Origin of the sequence: Trebonia sp. (assembly GCF_030042015.1) — a bacterium.
In the GTDB taxonomy this organism is placed as follows: Bacteria; Actinomycetota; Actinomycetes; order Streptosporangiales; family Streptosporangiaceae; genus Trebonia.
The window spans coordinates 1-14,378 of the sequence record NZ_JASIAL010000454.1 but is presented as its reverse complement, the minus strand read 5'-3'; the positions used below and the strand labels follow the sequence as shown (position 1 = coordinate 14,378).

Genomic DNA, 14,378 nt, shown 5'->3' with positions numbered 1-14,378 from the left:
ATAACGAAAAAACTCTCAATAATCGGCCCTCGGGCGCTTGCGCCGCGCCCCGGCGCAGGAGTAGAAATGCACTCACGCCGGAAACGGGAGCCGCCCTCGGGGGCAACGCCGAGGACGCGGGAGGACGACGGGAAACCGGAAGCCTCGCGCGGGCGCCTGGCCCTGGCGGTCGGCCCTCAGAGCCGGGCGAAACCGGGCAACCGGTCAGCCCTGGTGCGGCAGGCCGAGCAAGGCCCCCTCCATCCCATAAATGGAGGGGGCCTTGTCCTATTATGCCCAAGCAGAAAACCCCGCCCACACACGACACGCCGGCGGCGTTGCCTGCCCCGGGCGTGCGGATGTCCGGCCTTTCCCGGGGCGTGCACTCCACCGTGTCGTATCTTCTGCCACGATGTCCTCGACTCGGGTGGCAAGCAGCTGAGCGGGCGCCTCGGCGCTCGCGTACGGTCCGGCCAATGCGCGGTGAAGCCGCAATTCCCGGTCGATGCGAACGTGCGTAGCGTTCAGCCGGACATATTCTTGGCCAAGCCCGAGCGTTTGCTGGGCGCCGGTAAGCACCGCGGCTATTCCGCCAAAGAGAGCTGCCACCCATTCAGGTGCGCGCGCTGCCGCGCTCACGGGGACGGCGGCGGCGAACGCGAGCTGCAAAATGACGAGCGTCCGATACGCCCATTCGGTGATGGATGCGTTCTTCCTGTACCAGTCTTTGCGGTACTGGGCGTCGTCGACCGCGTTCTGATCCGCTTCCTGCTCCGCTGTAGTTCGCTGGGCAACGACTGCGCCTGCAGTGGCGGCGGGTGAGGGTGATTCGCTTGCCATGAGGCCAGACTCCAGGCAATGGGATCGACGGTCAAGCACCGAATAAGTCGCACGGCTGTGGGTAGCGGGCGGTCGTGGCTAGAGCGAGAACGGTAGCCGGGTACGCCATCCCGGGCGTCATCGTGTTCTTCTTCTGGTTGGTGGTCGTCATCGTGGCCATCATCGTGCTGGCGTTTATCGTGCACTTGGCCGGCGGCGGAGTGCTCGATCTGCGGCTCGGGCACTTCATCCTGAACGTCGGCTTCAGCTGACATGCCCCGGCGGCGGTTATCAGCGGGCTCGCGAATTGCCAATTCGCGAGCGTGGTCCGCGGCCGCCACCGATCCGGGTTGGCGGTGGGGCCCCCAGCGCCACGCCTATTGGTGGCGGGGCCCCACCGCCAGAACGGGGCGAACCTGGCCGGCTGGTGTGATGGTCCGGCGCGACGGGTATGGCGCCCGGTACACCCGCGGGCCGGCTCGAGGGGGCGAAACCGGCGCGAACGAGGGCAACGGCGCTGCCGTGCGGGCCGTTCTTGCCACTCGGAATCGTGGCTGGCGTCTGCGGTGACCGCCGCGCGCGTGGTCCGCCTCGCGGCACTGCCGGCCCAGCGGCGCCTTGACAACGTAGGGGGAACGAAATGGGCGATCAGCCACGCAATACGACCACGGACGCCGGCGCTCCCGTAGCCAGCGACGAGTACTCCCTCACGGCCGGCCCGGGCGGCCCGAACCTGCTGCAGGACGTCTACCTGATCGAGAAGCTGGCCCACTTCGTGCGCGAGCGTGTCCCCGATCGGGTCTACCACGTCAAGGGCGGCGGCGCCTTCGGGTACTTCGAGGTGACCGCCGACGTCACCCAGTGGACGAAGGCCGCCTTCCTCGGCCACGCCGGCAAGCGCACGCCCATGCTCGCGCGCTTCTCGACGGTGGCCGGCGAGGAGGGCTACGCGGACACCGACCGCGACGTGCGCGGCTTCGCCCTGAAGTTCTACACAGAAGAGGGCAACTACGACCTCGTCGGCAACAACACGCCGGTCTTCTTCGTGCGCGACCCGATGAAGTTCCCTGACTTCATCCACTCGCAGGAGCGCATGCCCGACAGCGGCCTGCGCAGCAACAACATGCAGTGGGACTTCTGGACGCTGTCGCCGGAGTCGGCTCACCAGGTGACGATCCTGATGAGCGACCGCGGCACGCCGCGCACCTGGCGGAACATGCACGGCTTCAGCAGCGACACGTACATGTGGGAAAACGCCGGCGGGGAGAAGTTCTGGGTCAAGTACCACTTCAAGACCGAGCAGGGCATCCAGAACATGACCGACGCCGAGGCCAGGGCCATGCGCGCCGAGGACCTCGACTACCACCGCCGTGACCTGCGCGAGGCGATCGCCCGCAACGACCACCCGGCCTGGCGCCTTGAGATGCAGATCATGCCGTACGAGGACGCGGCCGGCTACCGCTACAACCCGTTCGACGTGACCAAGGTCTGGCCGCACGAGGACTACCCGACGATCCCCGTCGGCCGGATGGTGCTCGACCGCAACCCGGAGAACTTCTTCGCCCAGATCACCCAGGCCGGGTTCGACGTGGCGAACATGGTCCCTGGCATCGGGCCAAGCCCGGACCGGATGGTGCTCGGGCGGATGTTCGCCTACGCCGACTCCAACCGCTACCGCACCGGCCCGAACTATGAGCAGCTCCCGGTCAACCGGCCAGTCGGCGAGGTGCACAACTACAACAAGGACGGCCCGATGCGCTACTCCCACAGCGGGAGCCAGCCGGTCTACGCGCCGAACAGCTACGGCGGGCCCAGGGCCGACTCCCAGCGCTACCACGACCCCGGCTGGTTCGTGGAGGCCGCGGACATGATGCGCACGGCCTACGAGGCGCACAAGGAGGACGACGACTTCATCCAGCCGGGCACGCTTTACCGCCAGGTCATGACGCCGACCGACCGGGACCATCTGGCCGGCAACATCGTCTGGAACCTGAGCCAGGGCGTGGAACGGTTCATCCAGGAGCGGGCGGTCAACGACTACTGGGCCAAGGTCGACCCCGACCTCGGCGCGCGCGTCGCCCGCGGGCTGCGCCTGGCGGCCCCGGCCCGGTAGCCCGCCGGCACGCCGGCCGGGGCCAGGTAAGGACCGGCTGGCGGCCAGCAGCGCGGTGTGCGCCATCGTGTAGAGCAGTTCGGCCATCGAGTCCGCGCTGAGCTCACTGGCACTGTGCGGAGTCGAGTTGAGCAGCCCGAACATGGCGTGCACCGCCGTGCGCAGCCGGGCCTGGGCAGCGTCAGGGGTCAGTTCGCTCAGCACGGTCACCCATTCCTCGACATACAGCCGCTGCAGGCGGCGGATCTGCCGCCGGGCCGGCTCGGGCACGTTGGCAAGCTCCCGGTTGTGCACCGTGATCAGGTCGGGCTGGCTGAGCGCGAAGTCGATGTGCCAGCGCAGCAGCGCGTCGAGGGCGGCGGACGCGTCCCGCGCCGCGACGGCCCGGCGGCTGCCCTCCTCGAGCAGCCGCTGGCTGATGCCGAGCAGCATCTCGGCAAGGACGCCTTCCTTCCCGGGGAAGTGCCGGTAGATGCCGGGGCCGGACAGCCCAGCGGCCGAGCCGATGTCGTCGATGGAGACCCCGTGAAAGCCGCGCCTGGCGAACAGCCCGGCCGCCGCGGCCAGGATCTCCTCCCGCCGCAGCCCCCGGCGCGCCGCGCGGCGGGTCCGTGTCGTGCCGGCCGGAAGGGCGCTGCCGGCCGGAAGGGCACCACTGCTCATCTGCACGGTTCCATGCTAGACGCCGAAAGTTAACGTGCCCTAACATTATTAGTGCATAAGCACCTGATCCAGCTAGTACCGATTAACTATGGGCGATGGTGAGCCGTGACCGAGGCACCGGTGCTGCACAGCAGGGCCGATCCGGCCAGCGAGGCGTTCAAGCGCAACGCCAAGGAACAAGCCGCGCTGGTCGCCGAGCTGCGGGACCGGCTCGCCGCGGCGCGCCTTGGCGGGCCTGAGCAGGCCCGTGCGCGCCATGCCGGGCGCGGCAAGCTGCTGCCCCGCGACCGGGTCGACACGCTGACCGACCCGGGCTCGCCGTTCCTCGAGCTCAGCCCGCTGGCGGCGGACGGCCTGTACGACGGTGACTCGCCCGCGGCCGGGATCATCACCGGGGTCGGCCGGGTGGCGGGCCGGGAGTGCGTCATCGTCGCCAACGACGCCACGGTCAAGGGCGGCACCTACTACCCCATGACGGTCAAGAAGCACCTGCGCGCCCAGGAAGTCGCGCTGCACAACAACCTGCCATGCGTTTACCTGGTGGACTCGGGCGGCGCGTTCCTGCCCCGCCAGGACGAGGTGTTCCCCGACCGCGAGCACTTCGGGCGGATCTTCTACAACCAGGCGACGATGTCCAAGCGCGGCATCCCGCAGATCGCCGCGGTGCTCGGCTCCTGCACGGCGGGCGGCGCGTACGTGCCCGCGATGAGCGACGAGGTCGTGATCGTGCGCGGCCAGGGGACGATCTTCCTCGGCGGCCCGCCGCTGGTGAAGGCCGCGACCGGCGAGGTGGTCAGCGCGGAGGAGCTCGGCGGCGGCGAGCTGCACGCCCGGGTCTCCGGCGTCACCGACCATCTCGCCGAGGGCGACGCCGACGCCCTGGACATCGTCCGCGGCATCGTCGGCACGCTGGCTCCGCGACCGCCCTGTCCGTGGCAGGTCAGCCCGGCGGAGGAGCCGCTGGCCGACCCCGCCGAACTCTACGGGGTCGTTCCCGCCGACCTGCGCACCCCGTACGACGTGCGGGAGGTCATCGCGCGGATCACCGACGGCAGCAGGCTCGCCGAGTTCAAGAACGAGTACGGCCCGACGCTGGTCACCGGGTTCGCCAGGATCTACGGCCACCCCGTCGGGATCATCGCCAACAACGGGATCCTGTTCAGCGAGTCCGCGCTCAAGGGTGCCCACTTCATCGAGCTGTGCGACCAGCGCCTGGTGCCCCTGGTGTTCCTGCAGAACATCACGGGTTTCATGGTCGGGCGGGAGTACGAGGCAGGCGGCATCGCCAAGCACGGCGCGAAGATGGTCACCGCCGTGGCCTGCGCCCGGGTCCCGAAGTTCACGGTGGTCATCGGCGGCTCGTTCGGCGCAGGGAACTACGCGATGTGCGGCCGGGCGTACTCTCCGCGCTTTTTGTGGATGTGGCCGAACGCCAGGATCTCCGTCATGGGCGGCGACCAGGCCGCGAGCGTGCTCGCCACCGTCCGCGGGGACCAGCTGGCGGCGCGCGGGCAGGCCTGGACCGCGCAGGAGCAGGACGAGTTCAAGCGGCCGATCCGCGATCAGTACGAACAGCAGGGCAGCCCGTACTACTCCACGGCCCGGCTCTGGGACGACGGGATCATCGATCCCCTGGACACCAGGCGCGTGCTCGGGCTCGCGCTGTCCGCCGCGGCGAACGCCGCGCTCGAGCCCCCCGGCTACGGCGTCTTCCGGATGTGAGGCGGCGGTGTTCAGCAAGGTCTGCGTAGCCAACCGCGGCGAGATCGCGGTCCGGATCTTCCGCACGCTGCGCGGCCTCGGCATCTCAAGCGTCGCCGTGTACAGCGACGCCGACGCGGGAGCGCGCCACGTCCGCGAGGCGGACGAGGCGGTGCGGATCGGCCCGCCGCCCGCGTCCGGCAGCTACCTGAACATCGGCGCGATCATCGGCGCCGCCGCCGCGACCGGGGCGCAGGCGATCCACCCCGGCTACGGGTTCCTCGCCGAGAACGCCCGCTTCGCCCGCGCCTGCGCCGCCGCCGGCCTGGTGTTCATCGGCCCGCCGCCCGAGGCGATCGAGGCGATGGGCGACAAGATCGCCGCCAAGGCCACCGTGGCCGCGGCCGGGGTGCCTGTGGTGCCGGGCACGGGCAAGCCAGGTATGTCCGATGAAGAGCTCATCTTTACCCTGAACGAAGGGTGGTTTCCCGTCATCGTCAAGCCCTCCGCGGGCGGGGGCGGCAAGGGCATGCGGGTGGTTAACTCCCCCGGCGAACTGCCCGCCGCGCTCGCGGCGGCCCGGCGGGAGGCGAGCGCCGCCTTCGGCGACGAGACGCTGCTGATCGAACAGTACGTCGCCAGGCCGCGGCACATCGAGTTCCAGGTGCTCGGCGACAGCCACGGCGCCATCACGCACCTGGGCGAACGCGAGTGCAGCATCCAGCGCCGGCACCAGAAGATCATCGAGGAGGCCCCGTCGCCGCTGCTCGGCCCGGCCCGCCGCGAGGCGATGGGCGCGGCGGCCGTGGCCGCCGCCCGCAGCGTCGGCTACACCGGCGCGGGCACGGTCGAGTTCATCGTGTCCGGGGACGACCCCGGCCAGTTCTTCTTCATGGAGATGAACACCCGGCTGCAGGTCGAGCACCCGGTGACCGAGCTCGTCACCGGCCTGGACCTGGTGGAGTGGCAGCTGCGGGTGGCCGCGGGCGAACGGCTGACCGGCATGCCCGCGATGAACGGCCACGCCGTCGAGGCGCGCGTCTACGCCGAGGACCCCGCGCGCGGCTTCCTGCCGACCGGCGGCGCCGTGCTCGCGCTGCGCGAGCCGGCCGGCCCTGGCATCCGGGTCGACTCGGGCCTGGCCGAAGGCATGACGATCACCAGCGCGTACGACCCCATGCTCGCCAAGGTGACCGCCTGGGGCCCGGACCGCGCCGCCGCGCTGCGCCGCCTTGACGCCGCCCTGGCCGCGACCGCCGTCCTCGGCGTCACCACGAACATCGCGTTCCTGCGCGCCCTGCTGCACGACCCCGACGTCCAGGCCGGCCGACTCGACACCGGTCTGGCCGAGCGGCTGCGGTTCCCGCCCGCCGGCGCTCCCGACGAGGTGCTCGCCGCGGCGGCGCTCGCCTGGTCGGCCGCGCTTGAGCCTGCCGGGCCGGTGATCGACGCATGGGACATACCGGACGGGTGGCGGCTTGGCGGCCGCGCGCCGCTGCGGCTGCGGCTGGCCTGCGCCCCGCGCCAGAGCGCGCAGGTCCAGGTCACCGGCCGCGCCAGCGTGGCGGCCGAGGTGGCCGTGGACGGCGGCGCCCCGGTCCAGGCCCGGGCGGCGGCCGGGAACGGGACGCTGGTCGTCAGCTACGGGGACCAGACGCTCCCGTACGCGTGCGCCTGGGAGAACGAGCGCGTGCTGTGGCTGGGCCGCGACGGGCACGCCTGGGCGGTGCGCAAGGACAGCGCGGTCAGGGCGGCGGACCAGGCGAGCGGAGGGCGCGCCGACGGCACCGTCCGCAGCCCGATGCCGGGCACGGTCCTGGCCGTCAGCGTCACCGACGGCCAGCCCGTGACGGCCGGCCAGCCGCTGCTCATCGTGGAGGCGATGAAGATGGAGCACACCGTCACCGCGCCGTTCAGCGGCGTGATCACCGAACTGGCCGCAAGGCCCGGCAGGCAAGTGTCCATGGACGAGCCCCTCGCCATCGTGCAACCCCTGGGAGTGAACACCGATGCTCAGTTACGGCCTTGACGACGAACACGAGGCGCTGCGCAAGACCGTCGCGGAATTCGCCCGCGACGTCGTGGCGCCGGCGATCGCAAGCTACTACGAACGCTGCGAGTTCCCGTACGAGATCATCGCGCAGATGGGCCGGATGGGACTGTTCGGGCTGCCGGTCCCCGAGGAGTACGGGGGCATGGGCGGTGATTTCCTCGCGCTCTGCGTCGCCCTGGAGGAGCTGGGGCGGGTGGACTCCTCGGTCGCCGTCACCCTGGAGGCCGGGGTCGCGCTCGGCGTCATGCCGATCTACCGGTACGGCACGGAGGAGCAGAAGCGTCACTGGCTGCCCCGGCTGTGCGCCGGGGAGGCCCTCGGCGCGTTCGGCCTCACCGAGCCGGACGGCGGCTCCGACGTGGCCGGCGCCATGCGCACCAGGGCCCGGCTTGACGGCGGCCGCTGGGTGATCGACGGAACGAAGGCGTTCATCACCAACTCGGGCACGGACATCACCGCGGTCGTGGCCGTCGCCGCCGTCACCGGCACCCGCGGCGACGGCAGCCCGGAGATCTCCACGATCCTGGTCCCGTCGGGCACCCCTGGGTTCACGGTATCGGCGAAGTACTCCAAGGTGGGCTGGTCCGCCTCCGACACCCGCGAGCTGTCATTCGACGGCTGCCAGGTGCCCGAGGCGAACCTGCTCGGCCAGCGCGGCCGCGGCTACGCCCAGTTCCTGGCCACCCTCGACGAGGGACGGGTCGCGATCGCGGCGCTGTCCACCGGGCTGGCGCAGGGGTGCGTGGATGAGTCGCTCCGTTACGTTCGGGATAGAAATGCCTTTGGCGGGCCCATCGGCAGATTCCAGGCGCTCCAGTTCAAGATCGCCGACATGGAAGCGCGCACGCACACCGCCAGGCTCGCCTGGTACCACGCCGCCGCCAAGATGGCCGCCGGCCAGCCGTTCAAGAAGGAAGCAGCGATCGCCAAGCTCACCGGGGCCAATGCCGCCATGGACAACGCCCGCGACGCCACCCAGATCTTCGGCGGCTACGGCTTCATGAACGAATACCCGGTGGGCCGGTTCTACCGCGACGCCAAGATCCTGGAGATCGGCGAGGGCACCTCCGAGATCCAGCGCATGCTCATCGCCCGCGAGCTGGGCCTGAAAGCCTGAGCAGGCGAGCAGCTGGCCTGGCACGCGCCTGGCCGGTCGCCCCCGGCTCGGCTCATTTCCCGTCCGTCACTTCAGCCCCTCCCGCTGGCCTTGCACGTGCCCGGCCGGACTACGTGGAAGATATGACTCCCCCTGACCAGCTTTTTCTTCCACGTTAATCGGCCTGCCGGGAATGTCTGGTTCCGAGATCCGTGCATATCGGGCGTATCGGGCATATCGCATCATCAGCCGCAGCCCCATCACGGTGCGTCCCGTCGGCGAAATCACCAACAACGCGTGATGCCGGCTTGTCGCGTCCGGCGTCAGGCTGGCTCGCGGAGCTGACAAGACGAGGAGGCACGATGGCGGACTCGAACAACAAGCCCCGCGTGGTGATCGTCGGGGCGGGCTTCGCCGGCTTTAACGCCGCGCGCGAGCTGTCCCGGCTGATCGGCGCCACGGCCGAGATCGTGGTGATCAACTCGACCGACTACTTCCTGTACCTGCCGCTGATGCCGCAGGTGACCGGCGGGCTTGTCGAGTCGGCGCACATCTGTGTCTCGCTGGCCGGCCGGCTGCGCAAGACCAGGTTCGTGCTCGGCACGGTGAACCGCGTCGACGCCCGGCGCAAGACGGTGAGCTGGGACGGCCCGGAGGGCTCATCAGGCCAGGTCGGCTACGACCGGGTCATCCTCACCGCGGGCAGCGTGAACAAGCTGCTGCCCATCCCGGGCATCGCCGACTACGCGCACGGGTTCCGCACCATCAATGAGGCCCTTTACCTGCGCGATCACATCATCCGCCAGCTTGAGCTCGCGGCCCTGGCCGCGGACCCGGCCGAGCGCGCGGCGCGCTGCACCTTCGTGGTGGTCGGCGCGGGCTACACCGGCACCGAGCTCACCGCGCACGGCCAGCGGCTGACGACCCGGCTGGCCCGGGTGCTGCCCGGCCTGGCCGGGCAGGAGATCCGCTGGCTGCTGCTCGACACCTCGCCACGGGTGCTGGCCGAGCTGGATCCGCGGCTGTCGCGGACCGCCGAGCGGGTGCTGCGGCGGCGCGGCGTCGAGGTGCTGACCGGCGAGTCGGTCGAGCAGGCCCTCGACGGCTCCGTTCAGCTGACCACGGGAGACAAGGTTGCCACCCGGTCGCTGATCTGGTGCGTGGGCGTCCGCGCCGACCCGCTTGTCGACGGCCTGGACCTGGACACCAACCGGGGACGGCTGCAGGTCGATGAGTACATGGCGGTGCCCGGCAGCGATGACATCTACGCGTGCGGGGACTGCGCCGCGGTACCCGACCTGACCCGCCCAGGCCAGATCTGCGGCATGACCGCCCAGCACGCGCAGCGCCAGGGCAAGCTGGTGGCCAGGAACGTCGCCGCCTCGCTCGGCAAGGGCACCCAGCGGCCGTACAAGCACGGCGATCTTGGCTTCCTGGTGGACCTCGGCGGGCTGGCCGCCGCCGCCAACCCGCTGCACGTCCCGCTGTCCGGGCCGGTCGCCAACGCCCTCACCCGGGGCTACCACCTGTCGGCCATGGCCGGCAACAGGATGCGGGTGGCGGCCGACTGGACCCTGAACGGGATCACGCCCTCGGAACCGACATCGCTCGCGGTGATCGACGCGGCGTCCGTCCCGCTCGACGTGAACAAGCCACGCGCCTGAAGGAGCGGGCCCGTTACCGGCTAAGCGTCAGGGCGGCCCTCGGCCTCCTCGCGCTCGCGGCGGCGGGTCGCCGCGGCCTTCTTCGCCGCTTCCCCGGCAATGCCGAGCCGTTCTTTCGTCGCTGCGCCTTTGCGCGCGGCTTCCTCGGCTTCTCCTGTGCGCACGCGCGTTTGCGCGCCCTTTTTCGCACTCTCTTCGCGGTTCGGTTGCGGGTGGACGCCGAGTTCTTTCCAATTGGTTTCTGAAAGGTCGACGTTGTAATAGTCGGCGGCCTTCTCGATGTTGGCGAACGCCACCGCGCGGTCGGCATCGGAAACGTCGATGACCTGGTCAAAGCGTGCGACCGCATTGCGCACATGGGCAGCGTCGGTCAGTGGTTCCTTCCGCTGCCCGGGAAAAGCGAAAACCGTGTCCGGCAGGTCGCTTTTCGTGGTGAGGCTGCCATGCTTTTCGTGCGGCTGCCAGGTTGGCTGCGCGGTTTCCATTGTCCTACCTCCGTCTCCGTTGTGAAAACGGATATACCCCGGGACCTGGCCGGCACGCCTGTCCCGCGGGTGTCCAGGACTCCTGCCAGCCACCCCGATGTCCTGCGCGCGAACGCGAACAACTGGCTGGGTGCGTTGCGGTCCGCGGCGGATCGCGGCCAGCACCGCGCCGTCCTGGACTGCGCGCAGTCAGTGGCTATCTCGCGGGGGTTCACTCGATCCCGCCGGGATGAGGCCGCCGGCAGCCACGCGGTGTTCGTCTCGCGCCCGGCTGTCGTGGCCGCCGTGATCAGCCAGGCTGCCCAGGGGGCCTGAACGGCTAGCCCTGGACGCCGCACCAACCCCGGCACTCCTTCGGCGATCGGCAGGTCAGGTCGGTGGCAATAGTCAATAATTCTGCGATGGGCCACTATGCGAACTTCTTCATCACGAGCGCGGGCGCGTCCGCCGCCATCTTGGGGTTGCTTGTCGTCGCCGTCTCGGTCGTCAATGCGGATGACGCGAACCCCACAACCCGGGAGAACCGAACTGTGCTGGCCGGGAGCGCGTTTGTTGCCCTGGTAGACATCTTCATCGTTTCGATCGTGGCCCTGACCGGGGGCTCAGTCGTCCTCGGGCTGTCGAGCCTCGCAATGGCAGTAGTCGGCCTGCTGGCCACCAGACGGCTGGTACCGAGGGCAAAGCGGGCCGGAAATTTCTCCCGCAGCTTTCGAACCAGAAAGCTGAATATCGCCTTCGCGTCGATTTCGGTTGGGGGCTACTCAGTGCAGCTCGGCCTCGCCGCGGCGCTCCTTGCGAACACCCAAAGTGCCACGCTGCAACATGCCTTGGTCCTCGTCATTGTGGCTTTGTATGGCAGCGCCCTTGGCCGGGCATGGGAAGTCACCGGGATAACCCGGCGTGGATAAGAAGCCGCAGGTGGCCTGGCCGGCCCGCCTGTCCCGGGTCCCGTGATCGCGCGCCAGAGCCGCCCCGGTCCGTCCCGCCCGCGGCCTGCCTGATCAGGTCGGCCACGGCGGCGGGGTGCGAGACGGTCAGCGGGGGCCCGGGCTCGCTTGCGCGATGACCGCCTTCAGCAGGCCGCGGGTCCTTTCCCTGTCCTCGCCGCGGGCGTACTCAGCGGCGACGAAGTCGGTCACCCCGGCGTCCGCGAGCGCCAGGATCCGCGCCGCGACCGCGTCCTCGTCGCCGACGATCGCCACGTCGGCGGGGCCGGCCGCGCCTTCCCTGTCCAGCATCGCGCGGTAGGACGGCAGCTGCCCGTAGATGGCGAACTCCTCCGCCGCGGTCGCCCTGGCGGCGGCCGGGTCGCTGGTCACGCAGACCGGCAGCATGCACACGACACGCGGGCTGGGCCGGCCAGCGGCAGCGGCGGCGGCCGAGATCGCCGGGACCACGTAGTCGCGGATGGTGGCGGGCCCGGTCATCCAGAGCACCGTGCCGTCGGTCTGCTCGCCGGCCAGGTTCAGCATCCGCGGTGCCAGCGCGGCCAGCAGCACGGGCACCCGGCCCGCCCTGGGCGTGGACAGGCCGATGTGCGCGCTCAGCGTGCTCCCGTCGACGTTGACCGGCCTGCCGTCAAGCAGCGGCAGCAGGACCGACAGGTATTCGCGCATGTGCCTGGCGGGCCTGTCAAAGCTGTGCCCGTACATGTCCTCGATCACGATCTTGTGCGACAGCCCGATGCCGAGTGCCAGCCGTCCGGGTCCGACCGCCAGCGCCGTGGTCAGCGCCTGCTGCGCCAGTGCGGCCGGATGCCGCGGGTAGCTGGGAACGACGGCGGTGCCGAGCTCGATGCCCGGCACCTGGCTGCCGGCTACCGCCAGCGAGGTCAGCGCGTCAAGCCCGAAGATGTTCGCCATCCAGACCGAAGCGAACCCGTCGTCGGCTGCCCGGCGGAGCTGATCGGCTAGCTTGGCCAGCGCCTGACTGCCGCCTGTCTCCACGGCCGAGGTGCCTATCCGCATGCGTGGTCTCCGTCCGTCTGCCGTACCGGTCACCAGCCGGACGGTGAGCCGTAGGGCGCTATGAAGCCCAGCGCCTCGATCTCGTGGATCTGGTGGTCAGGCCCGATCTTCCAGATGTGCGCGGCGGGCAGGTCGAACGGGGCGAAGGCCGGCGTGTGCATCGTGGTGGTGCCGTCGGCGAGGATGATTTCGTACGGGACGTTGTCCATCGGATGGCGGAACATCGACAGTCCCATCGCCAGGCCGGTCACCGGGTCGGCCGCGAACACCCGCCGGTTGTCGATGGCGGCGATGTAGGTGAACGCCTTGCTGTCGATCTGGGCCGCGCACGCGCCAGGGACCATGGGGAAGCTGCTGCCTGGCGGCGGCGCGCCGATGTCGGGGCCGGCGGTGACCCGCCCGTTCTCGTGCCGTTCGCAGTCGGCGGCGAAGGGGGCCAGGCTGCTGTCATTGTCGACCAGGGTGTCGTAGTAGCTCGCGCCGATCGCGCGCAGGTCCTCCTCCCGCAGCCGCTGGCCGGGCGGGACCTCGGCAAGCAGGCCCGGGCGCGGCACCCGCAGGTTCGCCAGGCTGGCCTCGGCGAGGTCGGTCGCGAACACATGCTCGGCCTCGACGATCTGGCCGTCTCCGGCCGAAAGCCGCAGGCCCAGCAGGATGGGGCCGCCATCCTGCTCAAGCATGCCGATAAAACCGGCCGTCTGCCGCTGCGGGTCGGGCACGTGGACGGCGAAATCGGCCGGGCCGCCGCGCGCCGTCGCCCACAGGCCCTCGCCCGGCTTGACCGGCCGCAGGTTCTCCACGGTCCGCACCCCATGGGCGAGCGGCACGGCGCCCGGGTCGTTCGCCACGAGCGCGGCGAGGTAGCGGTCAGTGAGGCGGATCAGGCCCTGCCGGTCGTACGGGAGGCCCGCGGGATCGTTCATCGAACTCCCCGAGTTTGTCGGCTCGCGATTCGGCACCGCCGATCTGCCGGGACCGTATTTCGCCCGTTCTGCCGTGTCAAGAGCCAGCGGCCCTGAGGGGGCCGGGGCCAATGATGAGGACGTCGATGCCCGAGGCGCCGGCCTCCTGGATGCGGAAACGTCGCCGTTCCCTGTGCCGTGGCCGCATACTGGTCCGGTGGAACCGGCAGCTGATTCCGCCGGGGGGCAGATCCGGCCCCCCGCGGGCCGCCGCAGGCGGGCCCGCCGCCCGCGGCCGGCGGGGCCGTCCGACCAGGCCCTGTACTGGCTGGCCGGCTGGTACGCGGTCGCCCTGCGCCTGGGCGGCGCGGTCCTGTTCACCGCGGTAGCCGTGCTGGCCGCAACGGGGCAGATCTCCGGCTGGTGGCTGGGCACGCTGCTGACCGCGCTCTGCCTGTGGTCGGCCTTCTTCACCTGGCGGATCCGGCGGTCCGGGTTGACGACGGCCGTGGTGCTGGCCGACGCCGCGGTCATCTCGGCGCTGGCGCTGGCGCAGCAGCACGTGGTCCCGGCCGTGCTGATCAAGGACAACACCACCTGGATGCTGCCGCTGGCCTGCACGTCGGTGTACATCCTGCAGATCGCGCTGCGGCCGTGGCTCGGGCTGCCCGCGGCCGGGATCGTGGTCATCGCTTACGGGCTCGGCGCAGGCAGCCCCGTCGACGCCTTTCTGCTCGTGGTGGAGACGCTCGTCGCCGCCGGGCTGCTGGCGGTGATCCGCGGCGGCGCCCGGCAGGCGGACGCGGTCGTCGCCGCCGGCCTGGAGACCGAGCGGCAGATCCATGCCGAGGAGGCGCGGCGCGCTGACGAGCGAGAACAGCACCGCCAGCTGCACGACACCGTCCTGTCGACCCTGACCATGGTCGCGGCCGGCGC

General features: G+C 70.5%; 13 protein-coding genes and 1 pseudogene. 9 read left to right on the top strand and 5 right to left on the bottom strand.

The window, feature by feature from the left end; all coding sequences use genetic code 11:
* Positions 1-270: 270 nt before the first annotated feature.
* The gene (locus tag Q1N79_RS24485; protein ID WP_300612833.1) at positions 271-819 is read right to left on the bottom strand and encodes a DUF4231 domain-containing protein; all 549 of its coding nucleotides are present in this window, start codon (positions 817-819) and stop codon (positions 271-273) included.
* Positions 820-893: 74 nt separating this feature from the next.
* Between Q1N79_RS24485 and Q1N79_RS24480 the strand changes: the two genes are divergently transcribed.
* A complete protein-coding gene (locus tag Q1N79_RS24480) occupies positions 894-1,070 on the top strand; it encodes a hypothetical protein (protein WP_300612831.1) in 177 nt (58 codons plus the stop codon).
* Between the two features lie 368 nt (positions 1,071-1,438).
* On the top strand, positions 1,439-2,911 hold the full coding sequence (locus Q1N79_RS24475; protein ID WP_300612829.1) for a catalase: 1,473 nt from the start codon (positions 1,439-1,441) through the stop codon (positions 2,909-2,911).
* Positions 2,912-2,953: 42 nt separating this feature from the next.
* On the opposite strand, the pseudogene Q1N79_RS24470 reads toward Q1N79_RS24475, so the two are convergent.
* Positions 2,954-3,574 (bottom strand): annotated as a pseudogene (locus Q1N79_RS24470) (TetR/AcrR family transcriptional regulator); the annotation flags it as partial.
* Positions 3,575-3,697: 123 nt separating this feature from the next.
* On the opposite strand from Q1N79_RS24470, the gene Q1N79_RS24465 reads away from it, so the two are divergent.
* The 4 genes from Q1N79_RS24465 to Q1N79_RS24450 all read left to right on the top strand — a co-directional run bounded on the left by Q1N79_RS24465 (position 3,698) and on the right by Q1N79_RS24450 (position 10,088).
* Positions 3,698-5,296, top strand: coding sequence for a carboxyl transferase domain-containing protein (locus Q1N79_RS24465; protein ID WP_300612835.1), 1,599 nt, complete (start codon positions 3,698-3,700; stop codon positions 5,294-5,296).
* 7 nt (positions 5,297-5,303) lie between these two features.
* The gene (locus Q1N79_RS24460) at positions 5,304-7,304 is read left to right on the top strand and encodes a biotin carboxylase N-terminal domain-containing protein (protein ID WP_300612827.1); all 2,001 of its coding nucleotides are present in this window, start codon (positions 5,304-5,306) and stop codon (positions 7,302-7,304) included.
* Entirely contained in the window at positions 7,285-8,445 is a 1,161-nt protein-coding gene (locus Q1N79_RS24455; protein ID WP_300612825.1) for an acyl-CoA dehydrogenase family protein, read from the top strand. The genes Q1N79_RS24460 and Q1N79_RS24455 overlap by 20 nt, the downstream gene beginning before the upstream one ends.
* Positions 8,446-8,786: 341 nt before the next feature.
* Positions 8,787-10,088, top strand: coding sequence for an NAD(P)/FAD-dependent oxidoreductase (locus tag Q1N79_RS24450; RefSeq protein WP_300612823.1), 1,302 nt, complete (start codon positions 8,787-8,789; stop codon positions 10,086-10,088).
* A gap of 20 nt (positions 10,089-10,108) precedes the next feature.
* Here Q1N79_RS24450 and Q1N79_RS24445 read toward each other — a convergent pair whose 3' ends face one another.
* Positions 10,109-10,573, bottom strand: coding sequence for a DUF6582 domain-containing protein (locus tag Q1N79_RS24445; RefSeq protein WP_300612821.1), 465 nt, complete (start codon positions 10,571-10,573; stop codon positions 10,109-10,111).
* A gap of 69 nt (positions 10,574-10,642) precedes the next feature.
* Between Q1N79_RS24445 and Q1N79_RS24440 the strand changes: the two genes are divergently transcribed.
* Both Q1N79_RS24440 and Q1N79_RS24435 read left to right on the top strand, forming a co-directional pair.
* A complete protein-coding gene (locus Q1N79_RS24440) occupies positions 10,643-10,888 on the top strand; it encodes a hypothetical protein (protein ID WP_300612819.1) in 246 nt (81 codons plus the stop codon).
* 86 nt (positions 10,889-10,974) lie between these two features.
* Positions 10,975-11,481, top strand: a complete 507-nt coding sequence (locus tag Q1N79_RS24435; RefSeq protein ID WP_300612817.1) for a hypothetical protein — start codon at positions 10,975-10,977, stop codon at positions 11,479-11,481.
* 126 nt (positions 11,482-11,607) lie between these two features.
* Here Q1N79_RS24435 and Q1N79_RS24430 read toward each other — a convergent pair whose 3' ends face one another.
* Together Q1N79_RS24430 and Q1N79_RS24425 are read right to left on the bottom strand one after the other, a co-directional pair.
* Complete coding sequence (locus Q1N79_RS24430; RefSeq protein ID WP_300612816.1) at positions 11,608-12,540, bottom strand: LLM class F420-dependent oxidoreductase; 933 nt, start codon at positions 12,538-12,540, stop codon at positions 11,608-11,610.
* A gap of 29 nt (positions 12,541-12,569) precedes the next feature.
* Entirely contained in the window at positions 12,570-13,463 is an 894-nt protein-coding gene (locus Q1N79_RS24425; protein ID WP_300612814.1) for a hypothetical protein, read from the bottom strand.
* A gap of 196 nt (positions 13,464-13,659) precedes the next feature.
* Here Q1N79_RS24425 and Q1N79_RS24420 point away from each other — a divergent pair.
* The coding region (locus tag Q1N79_RS24420) for a hypothetical protein (RefSeq protein ID WP_300612812.1) at positions 13,660-14,378 on the top strand (719 nt) is incomplete at its 3' end.

What these genes read in the sequence shown, in the direction of transcription:
- Q1N79_RS24475 (WP_300612829.1), top strand. Translation starts at nt 1,439, where the DNA reads ATGGGCGATCAGCCACGCAATACGACCACGGACGCCGGCGCTCCCGTA.
- Q1N79_RS24430 (WP_300612816.1), bottom strand. Translation starts at nt 12,540, where the DNA reads ATGCGGATAGGCACCTCGGCCGTGGAGACAGGCGGCAGTCAGGCGCTG.
- Q1N79_RS24445 (WP_300612821.1), bottom strand. Translation starts at nt 10,573, where the DNA reads ATGGAAACCGCGCAGCCAACCTGGCAGCCGCACGAAAAGCATGGCAGC.
- Q1N79_RS24450 (WP_300612823.1), top strand. Translation starts at nt 8,787, where the DNA reads ATGGCGGACTCGAACAACAAGCCCCGCGTGGTGATCGTCGGGGCGGGC.
- Q1N79_RS24455 (WP_300612825.1), top strand. Translation starts at nt 7,285, where the DNA reads ATGCTCAGTTACGGCCTTGACGACGAACACGAGGCGCTGCGCAAGACC.
- Q1N79_RS24485 (WP_300612833.1), bottom strand. Translation starts at nt 819, where the DNA reads ATGGCAAGCGAATCACCCTCACCCGCCGCCACTGCAGGCGCAGTCGTT.
- Q1N79_RS24435 (WP_300612817.1), top strand. Translation starts at nt 10,975, where the DNA reads ATGGGCCACTATGCGAACTTCTTCATCACGAGCGCGGGCGCGTCCGCC.
- Q1N79_RS24425 (WP_300612814.1), bottom strand. Translation starts at nt 13,463, where the DNA reads ATGAACGATCCCGCGGGCCTCCCGTACGACCGGCAGGGCCTGATCCGC.